This is a genomic window from Halostella salina, from assembly GCF_003675855.1.
GTDB classification, from domain to species: Archaea; Halobacteriota; Halobacteria; order Halobacteriales; family Natronoarchaeaceae; genus Halostella; species Halostella salina.
Genome location: NZ_RCIH01000013.1, coordinates 26,280 through 45,040 on the forward strand (window position 1 = coordinate 26,280; position 18,761 = coordinate 45,040).

Below are 18,761 nucleotides of genomic sequence, written 5' to 3' on the forward strand. Positions count from 1 at the left end.
CCGCGCTACTCGAACCCGACCGATTCGGCGTCCGCCCGTGCGCGGGCCGCCGCCTCGTCGATGTCGAACTCCCGGACCACCTCGCCGTCGCGGACCAGCGGCTCCAGCAGTGACTCGGCGTCGGCGGGCGCGTCGGCGGCCGCGAGCCCGACGTGGTGGCGGCCGTCGGGCGTCCGGTAGACCTGCTTGACTCCCGAGAGCTTCCCGCGCTTGGCGACGGGGTCGCCGTCGACCGAAACGATGTCCAGCCCGAAGTCCAGCGGGTCGGCGTCGGTGACGTAGCTCCCGACGCCGAAGCCGTCGGCCACGTCCCGGAGGTTCCGGAGCGCGTCGGGCGTCAGGCCACCGGAGAGGAAGATGCCCACGTCCTCGCGACCGCGGGCGTCGAGTTCCCAGCGCACCTCGCGGACGATGTGCCGGAAGTCGCCGCGTCGCGAGCCAGTGGTGTCGAGGCGGACGCTGTCCAGGGCGTCGCCGAGCGTCTCGGCCGCGCGGATGGACTCGTCTTTCTCGTCGGTGAACGTGTCACAGAGCGCGACGCGGGGCACGTCCTCGCCGACGGCCTCGTCGAACGCCGCCCACGCGGCCTCCTGATTTCCTCGGCCGAAGCAGATCACCAGCGCGTGGGGCATCGTGCCACCGGCCTCCCGGCCGAGCACCTCGCCGGCGGCGACGTGGGAGAAGCCGTCGAGTCCGGCGACCAGCCCCGCCCGCTCGACGACCGGCGTGATCGTCGGGTGGACGTGGCGCGCACCGAACGAGAGCACCAGCGACTCGGGGGCTGCCTTGCGCGCCCGGAGCGCGTTCGTCGTGAAGGCGCTGGCCCCCGAGAGGAAGCCGAGCAGCGACGTCTCGAAGCGGGCGAACTCCAGATACGGCCCCTCGATCCGGAGGACCGGCCCCCCGTCGAACAGCCGGCCCTCGCGGAGCGCGTCCACGTCGACGTTCCGCCCCTCGAACAGCGTCGCCACGTCCTTGACGCCCGCGAACGCGTGGAACTCGCCGGTCGGGAACTGGTCCTGGGTCACTTCGGCGACGACCCGCGGGTTCCTGCCGGCGTGTTCGAGCGTCCGCTCCGTGCGCTCGAAGTAGGCGTCCGTCGCGGTGCCGTCGAGGATCGCGTCGGCCGACACCGTGTCGAACGGGTTGCTCATACGGTCACTTCCCGGCGCGCTCGAAAAAGCTATCCGGTACGGGCCGCCGGGCCGGCGGCGGTCCCCCGCCTATCCGGCACGCTCGGCGTGGACGGCCGACAGGTCGGCGACCGTCGGCGCGTTGACGACCCGCACGGTCCGCCCCTCGCGGACGACCCGGAACGCATCGCCGAACGGGTCGTCCTCGGGCACGCGGTAGACGCCGTCCCCGACCCGCTCCGCGCCGCGCCCGTCGAGCAGGTCGCGGTACGCGGCGGCGAACTCGCGGGCGTCGGCCCGACTCTCCCACTCGCTTGCGAACACGTAGCCGTACTCGCCGTCGGCGCGGTACGGCACCACCGTATCGCCCGCCCACCCCTCCGTTATCGGGTGGGAGTAGTTGTACCGCCGGTCGTCGCTGGTCAGGTGTGCGTCGGGGATCACGCCGTTGTGCTGGAACGTCGCGTACAGCGTCGCCTCGCCGAGCGTCTCCGTCCCGCCGAACCGCTCCCAGCCGTCGGCCGAGCGGTCCGGCACCGTCACGTTCACCGGGCCGTCGTCGGGGTAGCGCTCGGGGTGGATCAGCTGTTCGGTGCTCGCCGGGAACGCGTCGTACGCGTCGTCGACGGCGTCCCAGCCGCCCCGCTCCCGGAGGTCACCGACGAACGTCGGCCCGTCGGAGTAGGGGGCGAACGTGGCGAGGAACAGGCCGCGGTTGTACGACCGCGACGACGGGACCCGGGGAGCCTGCTCGATGCAGTCCCACTCCTCGCCGCAGCGCTCCTCGTAGCGGTCCATCACGTAGTTCGCGTCGCCCTCAACCAGCCCGGTCGCGGCGCGTCGCCCGTCGAGCGACGAGGCCGACCCGCCGAGCCGGAGGTGCTGGGCCTGAAGCGCGTGGACGAGTTCGTGGACGAGCGTCGCCCGGGAGACTGCCGCGGCGTCCGGGTCGTCGGCGACGACCACGATCCGGCCGCCCGAGTAGTAGCCCGCGACCGAGCCGCCGTACACCTCGGCGAAGGCCGCCTCGGCGGTCGTGTCCTCGCCGACGATCATGGCGGCCTCCCACACCACGTCGTCACGGGCCGTGTAGGACCGCCCCAGCCCGCCGCGCTCCCGGAACGCCTCGCGGGAGATCACCTCCACCGGCACGTCCTCCTCGAACTCCAGCCCCCGGATCCGTTCGATCCGGGCCATCGCGCGGACGGTGACGGCGTCGAGTTCCGCCTCGTCGAGTCCGTCGCTGGCGTCGACGTCGACCGCGTCGTCGTACCAGTAGCCGCCCTCCCAGCCGCGGGGGTCCTCGTCGTAGCCGGGCGGGGTGTCGGTACCCCCCAGCGGCGACGCACAGCCGGCGGTCACGAGCAGGCAGGCGACGACGAGGACGCGAGCGCGCATCGTGCAAACGGGAGGACCGCGGGAAAATAACGGTTGGCCTACGCGCGCCGCCGGGCGAGCAGGAGCGACGCGAGCAGGGCCGCGACCGCGGCACCGACGCCGAAGCCGGGTTGGCCGCCGGAGTCAGTGCTGTTGTCCGACCCCGAGTCGTCGCTCTCGGAGGCGGAATCGCTGTCGGAGTCGCCGTCGTCCGAGTCGCTATCCGAATCGGAGTCGCTGTCGTCCGAGTCGGAACCGCTGTCGTCCGAATCGCTGTCGCCCGAGTCGCTATCGTCCGAATCACTGCCGTCGTCCATGTCGGCCGCGGTCACGTTCGGCGCGTCCGCGTGGACCGCGTCGAGGCCGTCAAGCGTCGGCGCGTTGACGATGGTGACGGTTGTGCCGTCCTGTACGACCGCGAAGGCGTCGCCGAAGGCCGCGTCGTCGGGGATCCGGTAGACGCCGTCGGCCGCCTCGACGGACTCGGCGTTGCGGTACTCGAGCACCTGCCGGTAGCCCTCGACGAACTCGGACGCGTCGGCCTCGGAGTCCCACGTCGTGTTCCAGACGTACGCCGTCTCGTTCGTGGCGGCGTCGTCGCTCACGAACGGCACGAGCTTGTCACCGTCCCAGCCGGCGGTGTAGGGGTGCGAGTAGTTGTACGGGTCGACCGGGTCGGGCTGCCCGTCGCTCCCGCGGTTGATGAAGCTCTGCGTGCGGATGATCTGGGTCGCCCCGTTGCTGTCGTAGGTGGGGTACAGCAGCATCGAGAACATCCCGGCCTCGCCGAAGCTGGCGTGGTCGATGCCGCCCTCGATCTCCAGGCGCTCCCAGTCGTCGCTCGGCGGCGTGGCGACCGACACGTTCGTCGGCGCGTCCTCGCCGTACTTCTCGGGGTGGATCACCTGCTCGGTGCTCGCCGGCGGGTTCTCGTACACCGCGTTGACGCCCTCCCAGCCTGCTTCCTCGTAGATGCCCTCGACGAACGCCGGGCCGTCGCTGTAGGGCTGGAAGATCGTGAGGTAGATACCGAGGTGGATGTTACCGCCGCCCCCAGCGCCGCCGCCCTGGGGCATCAGGCAGTCCCACTCGGCCTCACAGCGCTGGCCGTACCGGTAGTCGACGTAGTTGCCGTCGCCCTCGATGATCCCGTCCTTGGCGTTGTGCAGTTCCCGCGTCGACTGGTTGTACCGCGAGGTGTTGAACTGCTGGTCCTGCAGCGCGTGGAACAGCTCCTGCGAGAGGGTGATCTCGTTCATCTTCGGAGCGGTCGTGTTCTCCGAGACGATCACGATCCGCTCCTCCGTGGGGCTGTAGTAGCCCGCGACGCTGGAGCCGTAGAGCGCCTCCTGTTCGGCGATCGCGGACGAGTCCTCGCCGACCATCAGCGTGGCCTCCCACTTGACGTTCTGGTGGAGCGCCTCGGCGTCGGTGACGTTCGTGAACTGCCCGGCGTTCTCCTCGCGGTACTGCTCGCGGGAGATCACGTCCACGGGCACCGTCCGCTGGAACTCGAGCTGGCGGACCACCTCGACGCGGGCCATCCCGCGGGCGACGACCGCGTCGAGTTCGCTGTCGTTCAGGCCGTCGCTCCGGTCCACGTCGATGCTCTCGTTGTACCAGTAGCCGTTCTCCCACCCGATCACGTCCTCGTCGGGGTCGGGCGGTGCGGTGTGGTTGTCGGTCTGGTCGTCCGTCGCCGACGACGGGGCGGCGTCGGCCGAGCCGTCCGAGTCGGTCTCGACTGTTGGCCGGTCCGTCGCGTCCGCCGCGACTGCACCCGGCACCACCGCCGAGAGGGCGACGACCGTCGCGATCATGAGTACGGGTAACGCTCGCATACGATAGTCGACGGTTGGACCGAACGTGTAAAAAAGATCGGGAAAGCGACGGGTCGCGACGCGGCGCAAACGGTTTTTCGACCGAACGCGTACGGCCGCGCATGCGACTCGATCCCGACTCGACGGCCGTCGTGGTCGTGGACATGCAGAACGGCTTCGCCCACCCGGACGGGAGCCTGTACGCGCCCGCAAGCGAAGACGCGATCGACCCGATCGACGAACTGCTCGGTCGCGCCCGCGACGCCGGCGCGTCCGTGGTGTTCACCCGCGACGTGCACCCGCCCGAGCAGTTCGAGGACGCCCACTACTACGACGAGTTCGACCGCTGGGGCGAACACGTCGTCGAGGGGTCCTGGGAGACGGAGATCGTCGACGGCCTGCCCGTCGCCGAGGACGACCACGTCGTCACGAAACACACGTACGACGCGTTCTATCAGACCGACCTCGAAGGCCATCTCGACGCCCACGGGATCGACGACCTGCTGATCTGTGGCACGCTCGCGAACGTCTGTGTGCTCCACACCGCCGGGAGCGCCGGCCTGCGGGACTACCGCCCGGTGCTCGTCGAGGACGCCGTCGGCTTCATCGAGGAGGACCACCACGAGTACGCGCTGGACCACGCCGACTGGCTGTTCGGGGAGGTCGAATCGCTGGACGACATCGCGTTCGCCTAGCGGAACTCGACGCCGGTGACCTCGAAACGCGCGCCGCCGTCGGTCGATTCGGTCGCCGCGACCGACCAGCCGTGCGCCTCCGCCACGTCGCGAACGATCGCCAGACCCAGCCCGGTCCCGTCGTCGTCGGTCGTGTAGCTCCGCTCGAACACCGCCTCCTGATTTTCCGGCGGGATCCCGAGGCCGTCGTCGGCGACGTAGAACCCGGTCGCCCCTGCCTCGCGGTCGGAACCGACCCGTTCGAGCGTGCCAACCCGGACGGTCACCGGCGGGCGCTGTGCCGGCCCGCCGTCCGCGCTCTCGGCAGACCGGTACAGCGGGGCCCCGGAGTCGCCGTCGGCCGGGGAATCCCCCGGCGAGCCGTGTTCCACGCTGTCCTGCCGAGCCTGCGAGGCAGGGCCCGTCGAACCATGTTCGACGGCGTCATCGGAACGCGACGCGTTCCGATTGCTCGTGGAACCGTGTTCCACGCTATCCTGCCGAGTCTGCGAGGCAGGGCCCGTCGAACCATGTTCGACGGCGTTCCGAAACAGGTTCTCGAACAGCTGGCGGAGCCGCGACCGGTCGGCGGCGACGACCGCATCCTGGGCCGTGACCTCGAATGCGGCGTCGGCCGAGTCGATCCCGTCCCAGGCGTCCCGCGCAACGTCGGCCAGCCGCACCGGTTCGGGGTCGGTCACGTCCCGGCCGCTCCGGGCGAGTTCGAGGAGGTCGTCGACGAGCACCTCCATCCGGTCGAGCGCTTCGTCGACCTCCGCGAGCGCCGTCTCGTCGTCCGTCTCCCGGGCCACGTCGAGGTAGCCCTGTGCGACCGACAGCGGGTTGCGGAGGTCGTGGCTGACGATGTCGGCGAACTCGTCGAGCCGCTCGTTCTGCCGCGCGAGGTCGCACTCCCGTTCGGCCCGGGTCAGCGCGGCGGTCGCGTTGGCCGCCAGCACGGCAGTGAGCTGGACGGCCGTGTCGTCGCGACTGAACGGCTCCTCTGAACCGGCCCCGAGGACGCCGTACTCGCCCAGCGGGAACAGCGCGACGCCGCGGACCGGCGTCGACTCGTCCTTGAGGGCGCAGTCGGCGTCGTGGACGTTTTCGACGACCAGGCGCTCGCCGCGCTCGTACACCGTCCCCTGGAGTCCCTCCCCGACGGCGTACGAGGGGACGGGGTCGTACAGGTCGCGGAGTTCGTCCGTGGTGGCGACCGGAACCAGCCGCCCGTCCTCGTAGGCGTGGATCCCGACGTACTCAAGGTCGAGGACCTCGCGGACCGCCTCGACCGTCCGTTCGCACACCGCTTCCGGCGTGCTCGCCCCCATGAGGTCGCGGCTGGCGTCCTGTATCGCCGCGAGCGACCGCTCCCGCTCCCGACGCCGGGTCACGTCGCGGAGAACGACGACCGCCCCCTTGTTGCCCGAGAGCGGCGTCACCCGGGAGTCGAAGGAACGGCGATCACCGTCGACTGCGACCGCCACCGCCTCGTCGTCGTGGGCGCTGTCGACATCGACCGCCGCGGCGATCGACGGGAACGCGTCCCCGAACCGCCCGCCGAGCGGCGCGGCGCGCGGCGACAGTCGCTCCGCCGCGGGGTTGACGTCGACGACGTACCCTTCGCCGTCGACGGCGACCATCGGGTCGTCCATCGTGTCGACGACCGCCGACCGTGCGACCGGGGAGCGGTCGAACAGCCCGTACCCGAACAGCGCCCAGAACACGACGACGCCCTCGACGATGAACGCGAAGGGCGTCAGGTCGAGTTCCGGGACGGGCGAGACGCCGGCGTAGTAGACGGCGTTCGCGGCCGCCGGCGGCAACGCCCCGGAAAGCACCAGCAACGACTGCTTCCGGTAAAGACCGGTCGACGCCGCCGCGACGCCCGCGATCAGCACGACGCCGGCGGCGATGAGCAGGTAACTGTACGCGACGCTGGCCCACCAGCCGGCGGCGTAGTCGACGACCAGCAGGCGGAACGACCCCCGGGTGACCATCTCCGGGGCCGACCAGAGGACGCCGCCGGAGCCGTTGGCGAGCGTGAGCGCCGCTGTGACCGCCGGCACCGCGTACGTCGCGGCGGCGAACCGTCGGGTCGATCCCTCGCCGTACTCGCTGTAGTCCACGGCGAACAGCAGCCACGTCGCTGGAACGAAGAGGAGCACCGCCATCCGGATCTGGAACCAGGGCAGCGCCCCGGCGACGTCCGTCGCCGCGAGTTCGGCCGCGAACGCCGCCAGCCAGACGGCGTTTGCCCCCATCATCGCGGCGAACGGCCGCGCTCCGCGGCGGTCGCGCCGCTGCCACGACAGCACCGCGAGCACCAGCGCCACGCACGCCGCTACGCCGGCGGCGGCGGAGAGCGCGGCCATGGAAGGGGAGTAGTACCCGAACAACCTACGATACAATCAGGTTGCGTGAAAATATCAGTGTCGGTTCGTGACCGTAACACATACGCGGTCACCCGCCGCGAAGTCGGCGTCCGGACACACTAGTTTCGCGCCGGTGCGATCCCGCCCGAAAAAAAGCGAGAGGCCGGTGACCGGGTCGCCGTTCGCCGACACCGTCACGTCGTCCCAGGCGACGGTGCGCCCGTCGGCAACGCCGACGCTGTCGCCGAACAGCGAGACGGACCCGTCCCCACCGCCAGCGAGCAGGCCGCCCCCGGTGTAGTGTGGGAGGCCGCCGTCGAGCACGCCACCGTCGTCAGCGCCGACGCCCGCGTAGTACGTGTCCGGTTCGGGATGGACGGGCGCGTCCAGAACCACGTACGTCTCCGCCGACTCCACGACCCGCCCGGTCCCGTCCCAGTCGAGCGGGCGAACGTCCGCATCCAGCGACAGCGGGAGCGACCCCGCGGCGCGATACGGGTTCGCGTCCGGGTCGCGGAAGCCGAGATGCAGGTGGTTGTCGACCCACGGAGCGAAAAAGCCCGAGCGAATCATCTCGCCGATCGAGTCGCCGACCCCGACGGTGTCGCCCGGTTCGACGGCCGGGTCGACGTGCAGGACGCGAGCGACGAGGCCGTCGCCGTCCGGACGCTCGACCGGCGACCGGGACCGGTCCACGTCGATCAGGATCAGGTGGTCGTGCTCGACGGCGTACGGCTGCTCCGGCGCGGTCACCGTCCGGGTGTCGACCACCTCGCCGGCGACTGGGCTGGGCGCGGTGTTCGACGCCGGGTAGAGGTCGACCGCACACCCCCGGTCGTGGGCGTCGTACGGCGAGTTGTACAGCGAGAGCCGCGGGTACGGCGAGTCGACTGGCACCGACAGCGTGACGGCCATCGTCCGGCGTTGGGACCGAGGCGTTTAGTCGTCTCGGGTCCAGGAACCGGCATGCGCGTACTGCGGGGCCGCGCGGCAACGATCGACGCCGACCGGGACGCGACGGCTCAGTTGGTGACGGCAGCGGGCGAGCACGACGAGCGCGCGCTCCGGGTCTGGACGCCTCACCGACAGGTGGCCTTTGGCCGCCGGGACGCCCGGGCGGACGGTTACGAGGCAGCGCGAGTCGCGGCGGAGGAACAGGGGTTTCCCCCGGTCGAACGCGACGTCGGCGGCCGCGCCGTCGCGTACGCCGGCAGCACGCTCGCGTTCGCGCTCGCGGAGCCGGTTTCGGACCTGCGCGGCGGGATCGACGAGCGCTACGAACGCGCCACGACGGCGGTCGAACGCGCGCTGCAGCGCGTGGGCGTCGACGCCGAACGCGGCGAACCGGACGACGCGTTCTGCCCGGGGACACACTCGCTCCAGTGCTGCGGGAAGGTCGTCGGCATCGCCCAGCGCGTCCGGCAGGACGCCGCGCTCACCGCCGGCGTCGTGGTCGTGGCCGACCGGGAGGGGATAGCCGCGGTGCTGGCCGACGTGTACGCCGCGCTGGCCGTGCCGTTCGACCCCGAGTCCGTCGGCAGCGTGGCCGCCGCTGGCGGCCCCGCGGACCCCGACGAGGTCCGGAATGCGGTCGAACGCGCGTTCGTCGGCGACGCCGACGCGACGGTCGAGCGCGTGGACTGATCCGGGGGACTTACCGACCAGCCCCGCCGAGTGGCACGCATGATCATCGGGTCGGCGACGCTACCGGACGGCCGCGAACGCGACGTGCGGATCGAGGACGGAACCATCGCCGCGGTCGGCGGGAACCTTGGCGAAGCGGACATCGACGCGACGGGGAAACGACTGTTCCCGGGTGCAGTCGACGTACACGTCCATTTCCGACAGCCCGGGTTCCCGCACAAGGAGACGTGGGAAACGGGGAGCCGAAGCGCCGCCGCGGGCGGCGTGACGACCGTCGTCGACCAGCCGAACACCGACCCGGCGACGGTGACCGGCGCGGCGTTCGACGAGAAGGCGGAACTCGCCCGCGAGTCGCTCGTCGACTACGGGATCAACGGCGGCGTGTCGCCGGAGTGGGACCCCGATTCGTTGTTCGAGCGGCCGCTGTTCGCGCTCGGCGAGGTGTTCCTCGCCGACTCGACCGGCGACATGGGGATCGACGCCGACCGCTTCGCCGACGCCGTGGCGCTGGCGAGCGACGAGAACGTGCCCGTGACGGTCCACGCGGAGGACGCCGACCTGTTCGACGAGGCCGCGCTGGAGCGGGCCGGCGACGGCACCGGTCGCGACGCGGACGCCGACGCGTGGTCGGCCTACCGGACCGCCGCCGCCGAAGCGGCCGCGGTGGAGCGTGCGGTCGAAGTGGGAGCGGACGCCGGCGTCTCGCTCCACATCGCTCACACCAGCACGCCGGAGGGCATCGACGCCGCCAGCGAGGCGGGCGCGACCTGCGAGGTGACGCCCCACCACCTGTTTCTCTCGCGGGACGACCTCGACGACCTCGGGACGTTCGGGCGGATGAACCCGCCGCTCCGGAGCGAGGACCGGCGGGAGGCGGTGTCCGAGCGCGTCGCCGACGGCACCGTCGACGTGGTCGCCACCGACCACGCGCCCCACACCCGCGAGGAGAAAGACGCCGGGATCCGGGACGCGCCGAGCGGCGTCCCCGGCGTGGAGACGATGCTCCCGCTGTTGCTGGAGGAGGCCCGACAGGGTCGGCTGTCCTACGAGCGGGTTCGGGACCTCGTGGCGGCCAACCCGGCCGAGATATTCGGCCTGCCGACCAAGGGCCGGATCGAGGCGGGCCGGGACGCCGACCTCGTGCTGTTCGACCCGGACGACGCCCGCGAGATCCGTGGCGACGACCTCCACTCGAAACCCGGGTGGACGCCGTTCGAGGGGCGGACGGCCGTCTTCCCGGAGCTGACGCTCCTGCGCGGCGCGGTCGCCTACGACGGACGGGACGGAGAGCGGTTCGGCGACGCCGTCGGTGAGAACGTCCGAGCGTAACCGTCACCACCCTATCGAGTTGTATTCCGTCTATACAACCCGATTTGATGGTACAACCGATTTGGGAGATATAAGAGTGTCGCAGTCTTTAATAGGTGTACCGCTGAAAAAGCGGCCGATGGAAAAGGCGTTCGTCGTACTTGGAGACGTCGTCGGATCACGTGAAGTAGCGGACAGGGAATCTCTACAGCTAAGTTTACAGAATTCAATAGAGAAAATAAATAAACGGCACGCGAACGATATCCGGGCGGACTTTTCCCTCCTGAAGGGGGTCGACGAACTGGGCGGGGTGCTCACTGGGGTGTCGCCGCTGTACGAGGTCATCAAAACGATCTACAGAGGCACCTTTCCGACGGGGGTCAGATTTGCGGGGGTGTACGACAGGGTGGACGTCGGTAGCGAACAGAACGACGTTGCGGAGATGGACGGGCCGGCCTTCCACCTTGCAGACGGTCTCCTCTCCGACCTCGACGCCGACGGCCGACTGTTCTCCCTCTATACTGGCGACGATCTGTTGGATGTACTCATAGGAAACTACGTGAATCTTTGCCTGATGCAGATGAACGAATGGACGCGCCGTGAGATGGAGATCGTCGACACGTACGAACGGGTGGGGACACAGAACGAGGCCGCAGGAGAACTCGACGTGTCCCAACAGCGCGTGTCGAACGTGATCGGAGAAACCAACTGGAAGCAGTTTCACCGAATGGAATCCGATCTGAACGACGCTCTCGCGACCTACGACGAGTTGTTATGATCGGGATTCCGATGTCTGGGTCCCCCGTTCTCGTCGCCGGCGGCGTTTTCCTCCTGGCGACCAGCGGCTGGGTACTCGAATCGGTCCTCAATCACCTCCTCGAGGAGAACCCGACCGAAAACCTCGACAAGACCCAGCGGGACACCGGACGGATCATCGGCAAGTGCGAGAACGTGTTGGTGTATCTCTTCATGGTACTGGGGGCGTACACCGCGCTCGGACTGATCTTCGCCGCTAAGTCGTTGGTCCGGAAGGAGGACATCGACAGCGACGACACGTCGTACTACCTGACCGGCACGCTCGTGAACTTCACGTACTCCATCGTGGTTGCAGTCGTCTTCCGGACGGTCGCCTGATCACAGCCCCGCGGTCGCGACCGACGCCGCGACCATCACGCCGACGCCGAACCCGGTGACCCGGCTCATCGCCCGCCGGGAGTCCGATTCGGTCCAGTCCGACCCGGTGTCGAGGTAACGCTGCATGTTCTCGAAGCCGCGGCCGGCCATGACCGACCCGGACCAGCCGAGCAGGCCGACCCCGAAGGCGAGCGCGCCGAGCGCGAACACCTGCTCGGTCGCCGTCCGGAGGCCGTCCCGAAGGGCGAAGGCGACCACGCCGCCGACGCCCACCGCCACGCCGGCCGCGACGGCGAGGAGGACGCGCCGAGCAGCGGCCCGGAGCCAGGCGGGAAGCACGGTCAGTCGACCGCTTCCCGCATCCGCGGGTCCAGCGCGTCGCGCATCCCGTCACCCAGGAGGTTGAACCCGAGGACGGTGACGGCCAGGAACAGGCCGGGGAAGAACGACCACCACCACACCCCGGCGAGCAGGCCGTTGCGGACGCCGTTCGAGAGCATCAGCCCCCACGACGGCGTGCCGGCCTGCGCGCCGAAGCCCAGGAACGACAGGGCCGCCAGGTCGATGATCGCCAGCCCGAAGTTGAGCGTGCTCTGGACGGTGATGGGCGCGAGCGAGTTCGGCAGGACGTGCCGGACGAGCACACGCGCGTCGCGCGCGCCGAGCGCCACGGAGGCGTCGATGTACTCGTCCTCGAGCACCTTCAGCGCCGCCCCGCGGACGACACGGGCGAAGCGGGGCGTGTACACCAGCGTCAGCGCGAGGACGGCCTTCCAGAGGCCGACGCCGAAGATGGCCACCAGCGCGAGCGCCAGCAGGAGCGACGGGAACGAGAGCAGCACGTCCATCGTCCGCATGATCACGTTGTCGACCCAGCCGCCGTAGTAGGCGGCGATGATGCCGAGCCCGACGCCCAGCGTCGTCGACGCGGCGACCGTGACGGTGCCGTACTTCAGCGCCAGCCACGCCCCGTACTGGGTGCGCAGGAACACGTCGCGGGCCTGGATGTCCGTCCCGAACGGGTGCGGACACGACCCGGCGTTGCCGAGCGAGTCCGTGACCGTCCGGCTGCCACAGGGTCCGTCGAGCTGTGGGTTGGAGCCGAGCGCGGTGTCGCTGATCGCGCCGAGGTCGATGAACAGCCGCGAGTAGAGCGCGGTGACGACCATCGCGAGGATGATGATGAGGCCGAAGACGGCCAGACGGTTCGACAGGAGTTCGGAGAGGAACGGCGACGCCCGCAGCCTGTCGATCAGGCCCCGGCTCGCGCGCTCCTCGGCGGCGGATTCGGTGTCCGTGCTCATTGTTCGATCCTCGGGTCGAGATACGAGTAGGTCAGGTCGACGAGCAGGTTCACCAGCGTGAACACGAACGCGAAGATCAGGACGGTCCCCTGCACGAGCGGGTAGTCACCGTCCCGGATGGCGTCGACCAGTAGCTGGCCGATGCCGGGGATGGCAAACACCGTCTCGGTCAGCACCGCGCCGCCGAGCAGGCTGCCGAACTGGATGCCGATGACGGTCACCACGGGGATCAGGGCGTTGCGGAACCCGTGTTTCATCAGCGTGATCTTCGTGCCCTGGCCCTTCGCGCGGGCGGTCCGGATGTAGTCCTGCCGGATCACCTCGAGCATCGACGAGCGCATCATCCGGGAGATGAGCGCCATCGAGTAGATGCCGATGACCAGCGACGGCAGCAGCAGGTGGTGGACCGCCGAGAGGAACGCGTCGTACTGGCCGAGCAACAGCGTGTCGAGGGTCAGTATCCCCGTCAACTGCGGCACCACGAAGTCCGTGCTGATCCGACCGCTCGTGGGGAACCACCCCAGTTCGACGGCAAAGAGCAGGATCAGCAGCGGCCCGCTCCAGAAGATGGGGACGCTGATCCCCGCGAGCGCACCGAAGCGGGAGAGGTGGTCGGTGATCGTGTCCTGTTTGACCGCGCTGATGATCCCGACCGGGATGCCAAAGAGGATACCGAACAGCTGCCCGTACACGGCGAGCTCAAGGGTGATCGGGAACTTCCAGCGGAGGACGCTGGTGACGGGCTGGCCCCGGCGGATGATGTAGGACTCGCCCAGGTCGAACTGGAGCAGGTCAAACAGGAACCGGCCGTACTGGACCCAGATGGGGTCGTTCAGTCCGAGCTGGCGCTCCACCTCCCGGACGGCCGCCTCGCTCGCGCGCTGCCCGGCGATCACCCGCGCGGGGTTCCCCGGCGAGAGGTGGAGGATGGAGAACACCAGCGTCGCCACTCCCGCCAGCACCGGGATCAGCAACAGCAACCGCTTCAGCACGTATCGCTTGCTAATCATCAGGTGAGCGTGGGGGTTAGCTCAGCTGCACCTGATTGAGGAACGGCCCGCCGATCAGTTCGACGACGTAGTTCTCGACGTCGGGGCCGACCCCGCGGATCTCCTCGGCGTGGACCATCGGCACCCACGGACACTCCTCGTGGAAGATCGCGCCGGCCTCCTGGTAGAGCTCCGCGCGCTCGTCGTCGTTGTACGTGGTCTGGCCCTGCTCGACGAGGTCCATGAACTCGCTGTTGGCCCAGGCGGCGCGGTTCGAGGTGTTGTAGTTCTCGGTGTCCCAGCTCACCCAGTCCTGTCCCTCGGGAACGTCGACCTGCGGGTGGAGCAGGGCGTAGTAGAAGTTGTCCGGGTCGCCGTTGTCGGTCATCCAGCCGAGGAACGCGGCGTCGTGGTTCCCCTGGCCGGTGTAGCTGAGGTACGACTCCCAGGTCCGCTGCTCGATGGTGACGTTGATGCCCACGTCCTCCAGGTAGGAGGCGACCGTCTCGGCGGCCTGCACCGGCGAGGGGTTGTACGCGCGGGGGTTCTGGAACGTCGCCACCTCGAGGTCGAAGCCGTCGCCGTAGCCGGCCTCCTCGAGCAGGCTCTGGGCCTGTTCGGGGTCGTGCTCGTAGACGCTCAGTTCGTCGTTGTAGCCGAGGATATCCTCGGTGATCGGCTGGCTCGCGGCGGTCGCGATCCCCTGGTAGATGCTCCCGGCGATCTCCTCGGTGTCGACCGCGTAGTTCATCGCCTTCCGGACGCGCTTGTCGCGGAACGGCTCGAACTGCGCCATGTTCAGCGCGAGGTAGCCGACGTTCATCCCCTTGATGCGGCGGACCTCGCCGCTGCCGTTCTCGACCTGCGTGAGCGTCTGGGCGTCGAGGCCGTCGATGATGTCGACCTCGCCGGCGTTGAGCGAGGACGCGCGGGTGGAGTTCTCGCTGATGACCTCGAAGACGACCTCGTCGACGTGGGGGCCCTCGCCGTAGTAGTCGTCGTAGCCCGAGAGCCGGACCAGGCCGCTCCCCTCGTCCATGGTCTCGAACTGGAAGGCGCTGGTGCCGACCATCGTCGTCGCGAAGTCGGTCCCGCTTTCGATCTCCGACTTGGGGAGGACGGCCAGGGCGAACACCGTCAGGTTCGCGAGGAACGGTGCGTAGCGTTTGTTGAGTTCGAACGTCAGCGTGTAGTCGCCGTCGGCGCTGACCTCGTCGACGACGCCGAGCAGGTACGAGCCGTAGATCGACCCGTCCTCCCCGACGTAGTACTCGTAGTCCTCGTCGAGGAAGCGCCGGTACGTGGCGATGAAGTCGTCGGCGGTGAACTCGTCGCCGTTGTGGAACGTGACGCCCTCGCGGAGTTCGAGGGTCGCCGTCGTCCCGTCGAGGCTGAAGTTCGTCGCCAGCGACTCCGTGAGCGCGGATCCGCCCGGCTCGAAGCCGATGAGCTTGTCATACACCTGATTGGTCACCTTGGCGACCTCGCCGCTGGTGGTCGCCTGCGGGTCGAGCGTGGAGGAGGCCGCGCCGCGACCGTAGGTGAGGGTGCCACCCCCACCGCCGTCACCATCGCCGTCCCCGCCTTCGCCGACGAGACCGGAGATGCATCCGGCGGTCATCGAAGTCGCTGCTGCGGCACCGCCCGCCGCGGTCAGGAACGTGCGACGGTCCATATCCTGTGCCATAGGCGGCTATGTGACCACAACTATGTATAAATATAACGGACTTACGGCAGGAATTGCCACACAGGGATCGCCCCACATGGCGCGTTTTACTACTGTCGTAGTTCCAGTTCGAGGCCGATACTAAGTTCGTCCGTAGACGGCGTCAGCTCTCCGGATGGAGATGACACGCCGCCGGGTGGCGTACGTCGCCGAGCGTCGGCTCCTCGCGCTCGCAGACGCTCTCGAACCGGTCGCGGAGCAGGTCGGCCGCCTCGTCCCACTCGTCGTCGCCGATCAGGCGGAGGGACTCGTCGACGGCGTCGCGCACCTCGGCGGGGAGCTGCGTATCGAACAGACGGTCCCGGAGTTCGGCCACGGACGGGTCGCCGTCGGCCGACTCGCCGGCCGACGCGCCGGACGACGCCTGGCCGCCGTCGGTCGCCGCTCGCGTCCCCGACGCGTCCGCGGCCGACCCCTCGATCGCCTCGACGGCGATGGACTCGTTCTCGACGCGCTCGCGGAAGTCCATCACCTCGCGGTAGGCGTCCTGGTCGATATCGAGGTCGTCGGGCGGGATCACCTTCGGACACCGCGTGCGGAACCGGCAGCCACTCGGCGGATCGATCGGGCTCGGCACGTCGCCTTCCAGAATGATCCGGTCGTCGGTGTCGGCCAGCGGGTCCGGTTCGGGGATCGAGGAGAGGAGCGCCTCGGTGTAGGGGTGTTTGGGGTCGGCGAACAGCTCGGCGGTTTCGGCGACCTCCACTATCTCCCCGAGGTACATCACGGCCACGCGGTCGCTGATGTGGCGCACCACCGAGAGGTCGTGGGCGATGAAGAGGTACGTCAGGTCGAACTCCTCCTGTAAGTCCTCCATGAGGTTCAGGATCTGGGCCTGCACGGAGACGTCCAGCGCCGACACCGGCTCGTCGGCGACGATGAAGTCGGGATCAACGGCGAGCGCACGGGCGATGCCGACGCGCTGGCGCTGCCCGCCGGACAGCTCGTGGGGGTATCGGTCCCGCTGCTCGACGTCGAGCCCGACCGCCTCGATGAGTTCGTCGACGCGCTCCTGGCGAGCCTCCCGGGCCGACCGGTCGTCGTCCGGGTCCCGCTCGGGCAGGTCGTGGATCTTCAGCGGCTCCATCACCGTCTGGGCGACGGTCATCCGCGGGTCCAGCGACGACAGCGGGTCCTGGAAGATCATCTGCATGTCCTTCCGGCGCTCGCGCAGGTCGTCGCCGTCGAGCGTTGCGAGGTCCTCGCCCGCGAACAGCACGGTCCCGTCGGTCGGCTCGATGAGGCGAAGCAGCGCCCGGCCGGTGGTCGACTTGCCACAGCCGGACTCCCCGACCAGCCCGAGCGTCTCGCCCTCGTAGAGGTCGAAGTCGACGCCGTCGACGGCCCGGACCGCCTGCGGCTCGTCGGCGAGCCAGCGGTCGAGCAGGTCGTCGGCCTCCGAGAAGTGTTTCGTCAGCCCGTCGACGGAGACGAGCGGGTCGCCGGTGAACGTCTCGCTCTCGGCGGCCATCCCGCCCCCGGCCTCGCCGTACTCGGACTTGTCGAACTCCTGGAGGACGCATTTCGAGCGGTGGTGGACGTCCTCGGGGCCGTGCTGGAGGAACGGGATCTCGCCCTCGGTACACTCGGGCTGTGCCCACGGACACCGCGGGGCGAAGTGACAGCCGTCGGGCATGTCGATCAGGTCCGGCACGTTGCCCTCGATCGGCGTCAGCCGGTCTTTCTCCTCGCGGGGGATCGACTCCAGCAGAGTGTACGTGTAGGGGTGGCTCGGGTCGTGGAAGATCTCCTCGACGGGCCCCTCCTCGACGATCTCGCCGGCGTACATCACCGCGACGCGGTCGCAGGTCTCGGCGACGACGCCCAGGTCGTGCGTGATGAACAGGACGGACATCCCGAGGTCGTCCTGCAGGTCGTCGATGAGGTCTAAGATCTGTGCCTGGATCGTCACGTCGAGCGCCGTCGTCGGCTCGTCGGCGATCAGCAACTGGGGCTGGCAGGCGAGCGCGATGGCGATCAGGACGCGCTGGCGCATCCCGCCGGAGAACTCGTGGGGGTAGTCGTCGAGCCGCGCCTCCGGCTCGGGGATCCCCACGTCCGCCAGTATCTCGGCGGTCGCCTCCAGCACCTCCTCGCTGATCCCGCTCCCGCGCAGCGAGGGCAGCGTCTCGCGGAGCGCGTTCCACCACGAGTCGGGGTTCCGGCCGCCGTACTGGTGGAGTTGGAGGCTCTCGGCGACCTGCTCGCCGACGGTGAGGGCGGGGTTGAGCGAGGTCATCGGGTCCTGGAAGATCATGCTCATCTCGCCGCCGCGGATCGAGCGCATCGCCGGCTCGGGGGCGCTCGTGAGGTCGACGAACCCTTCGGACCGGTCGACGAACTCGTCGGCCTGCTCGGGGAACTCCTCGGCGAGGCGGTCCGCGAGGTCGGGGTCGTGGAACCGCACGTCGCCGCCGACGACCTCGCCGGGGTCTTCGACCAGGTCCATCGCCGACAGCGCCGTCACGCTCTTGCCCGAGCCGCTCTCGCCGACGAGACCGACCGTCTCACCCTCGCGGATCGTCAGGTCGATCCCGTCGACGGCCTTCACCTGGCCGCGGTCGGTGGCGAACTGCGTTCGGAGGTCGGAGAGTGACAGTAGATCGCTCACTATGTCGCGATCCGACGGTCACAGGTAAAATAGCTTTCTACACGATCGACGACCCGGAACTAAGAAACGAAGGTTTTTGCCCGTCGACCCTCGCGGTGTCGAGTATGACAGGCCGCGGAACCGACACCAACGTCCCCGACTTCTGGGACGAGGTCGTCGACGACATGGAGGCCACGGCGGCGGAGTACCGCGAAAACGGCTGGGAGCCGATCGAGGTCCATCCCGGCGACATCACCCCGCTTCCGCCGGACCACGAACGGTTCGGGCTGGACGTGCTCGTTCCCGACGACGAGTTCGAAACCGTCTCGGCCGCCGTCGGGGAGCCCGACGCCGAGTTCGACTCCGTCGAGGTGTTTCGCGCGTCGACGCGTGGCACCGTCTTCCTCGTCGTGGCCGTCGAGGACGAGGCCAGCGGGCGCGTCGTCCTCGTCCCCGCGTTCTACGTCGTGCGGGAGGCGTCCGAGATGCTAGAGGGCACGCGGTCCCGCGGCGAGTTGCCGATCCACCTCCGGACGCTCTCGAACGACGAGGTCGTCACGTTCGAGCCGTCGGACCCGACGCCGCTGCTGCCGGCCGAGCAGAACTGATACGGACGTGTCCCCTCCCGGTCGACGTCGACCACCGGATTGGCGGTCGATACCTGACGCATAACAACCGGGTAGGGGA

At 69.3% G+C, this 18,761-nt stretch carries 16 protein-coding genes; 6 read left to right on the forward strand and 10 right to left on the reverse strand.

The window, feature by feature from the left end; all coding sequences use genetic code 11:
* Positions 1–5 precede the first annotated feature (5 nt).
* The 3 genes from D8896_RS18730 to D8896_RS18740 all read right to left on the reverse strand — a co-directional run bounded on the left by D8896_RS18730 (position 6) and on the right by D8896_RS18740 (position 4,351).
* Positions 6–1,154: a nicotinate phosphoribosyltransferase gene (locus D8896_RS18730; protein WP_121823634.1), complete on the reverse strand. Its 1,149-nt coding sequence runs from the start codon at positions 1,152–1,154 to the stop codon at positions 6–8.
* 69 nt (positions 1,155–1,223) lie between these two features.
* A complete protein-coding gene (locus D8896_RS18735; protein WP_121823635.1) occupies positions 1,224–2,531 on the reverse strand; it encodes an Hvo_1808 family surface protein in 1,308 nt (435 codons plus the stop codon).
* A gap of 38 nt (positions 2,532–2,569) precedes the next feature.
* Positions 2,570–4,351, reverse strand: coding sequence for an Hvo_1808 family surface protein (locus D8896_RS18740; protein ID WP_205596890.1), 1,782 nt, complete (start codon positions 4,349–4,351; stop codon positions 2,570–2,572).
* A 101-nt stretch (positions 4,352–4,452) separates the two neighbouring features.
* On the opposite strand from D8896_RS18740, the gene D8896_RS18745 reads away from it, so the two are divergent.
* On the forward strand, positions 4,453–5,025 hold the full coding sequence (locus tag D8896_RS18745; RefSeq protein ID WP_121823637.1) for a cysteine hydrolase family protein: 573 nt from the start codon (positions 4,453–4,455) through the stop codon (positions 5,023–5,025).
* Here D8896_RS18745 and D8896_RS18750 read toward each other — a convergent pair.
* Entirely contained in the window at positions 5,022–7,379 is a 2,358-nt protein-coding gene (locus tag D8896_RS18750) for a histidine kinase N-terminal 7TM domain-containing protein (RefSeq protein ID WP_121823638.1), read from the reverse strand. The genes D8896_RS18745 and D8896_RS18750 overlap by 4 nt on opposite strands.
* Before the next feature lie 54 nt (positions 7,380–7,433).
* Positions 7,434–8,294 carry a hypothetical protein gene (locus D8896_RS18755; protein WP_121823639.1) on the reverse strand — a complete coding sequence of 287 codons (861 nt, stop codon included), beginning with the start codon at positions 8,292–8,294 and terminating at the stop codon, positions 7,434–7,436.
* Between the two features lie 51 nt (positions 8,295–8,345).
* Between D8896_RS18755 and D8896_RS18760 the strand changes: the two genes are divergently transcribed.
* The 4 genes from D8896_RS18760 to D8896_RS18775 all read left to right on the forward strand — a co-directional run bounded on the left by D8896_RS18760 (position 8,346) and on the right by D8896_RS18775 (position 11,465).
* On the forward strand, positions 8,346–9,023 hold the full coding sequence (locus D8896_RS18760; protein WP_121823640.1) for a lipoate--protein ligase family protein: 678 nt from the start codon (positions 8,346–8,348) through the stop codon (positions 9,021–9,023).
* Positions 9,024–9,062: 39 nt separating this feature from the next.
* Positions 9,063–10,352, forward strand: a complete 1,290-nt coding sequence (locus D8896_RS18765; protein ID WP_121823641.1) for a dihydroorotase — start codon at positions 9,063–9,065, stop codon at positions 10,350–10,352.
* Between the two features lie 118 nt (positions 10,353–10,470).
* Positions 10,471–11,109: a SatD family protein gene (locus D8896_RS18770; RefSeq protein WP_121823642.1), complete on the forward strand. Its 639-nt coding sequence runs from the start codon at positions 10,471–10,473 to the stop codon at positions 11,107–11,109.
* Between the two features lie 11 nt (positions 11,110–11,120).
* Positions 11,121–11,465, forward strand: coding sequence for a hypothetical protein (locus D8896_RS18775; protein WP_162991661.1), 345 nt, complete (start codon positions 11,121–11,123; stop codon positions 11,463–11,465).
* Here D8896_RS18775 and D8896_RS18780 read toward each other — a convergent pair whose 3' ends face one another.
* From D8896_RS18780 to D8896_RS20090, 5 genes are all read right to left on the reverse strand, one after another.
* A complete protein-coding gene (locus D8896_RS18780) occupies positions 11,466–11,804 on the reverse strand; it encodes a DUF7268 family protein (protein ID WP_375137067.1) in 339 nt (112 codons plus the stop codon). It abuts the gene before it with no gap.
* 2 nt (positions 11,805–11,806) lie between these two features.
* A complete protein-coding gene (locus D8896_RS18785; protein ID WP_121823645.1) occupies positions 11,807–12,769 on the reverse strand; it encodes an ABC transporter permease in 963 nt (320 codons plus the stop codon).
* Positions 12,766–13,779 (reverse strand): ABC transporter permease, encoded by a 1,014-nt coding sequence (locus D8896_RS18790; RefSeq protein WP_121823646.1) that lies wholly within the window; start codon positions 13,777–13,779, stop codon positions 12,766–12,768. The genes D8896_RS18785 and D8896_RS18790 overlap by 4 nt, the downstream gene beginning before the upstream one ends.
* 16 nt (positions 13,780–13,795) lie before the next feature.
* Complete coding sequence (locus tag D8896_RS18795; RefSeq protein ID WP_121823647.1) at positions 13,796–15,445, reverse strand: ABC transporter substrate-binding protein; 1,650 nt, start codon at positions 15,443–15,445, stop codon at positions 13,796–13,798.
* Positions 15,446–15,587: 142 nt separating this feature from the next.
* Positions 15,588–18,095: an ABC transporter ATP-binding protein gene (locus tag D8896_RS20090; RefSeq protein ID WP_121823648.1), complete on the reverse strand. Its 2,508-nt coding sequence runs from the start codon at positions 18,093–18,095 to the stop codon at positions 15,588–15,590.
* 104 nt (positions 18,096–18,199) lie between these two features.
* Between D8896_RS20090 and D8896_RS18805 the strand changes: the two genes are divergently transcribed.
* On the forward strand, positions 18,200–18,682 hold the full coding sequence (locus tag D8896_RS18805; protein WP_121823649.1) for a DUF7529 family protein: 483 nt from the start codon (positions 18,200–18,202) through the stop codon (positions 18,680–18,682).
* Positions 18,683–18,761: the final 79 nt, after the last annotated feature.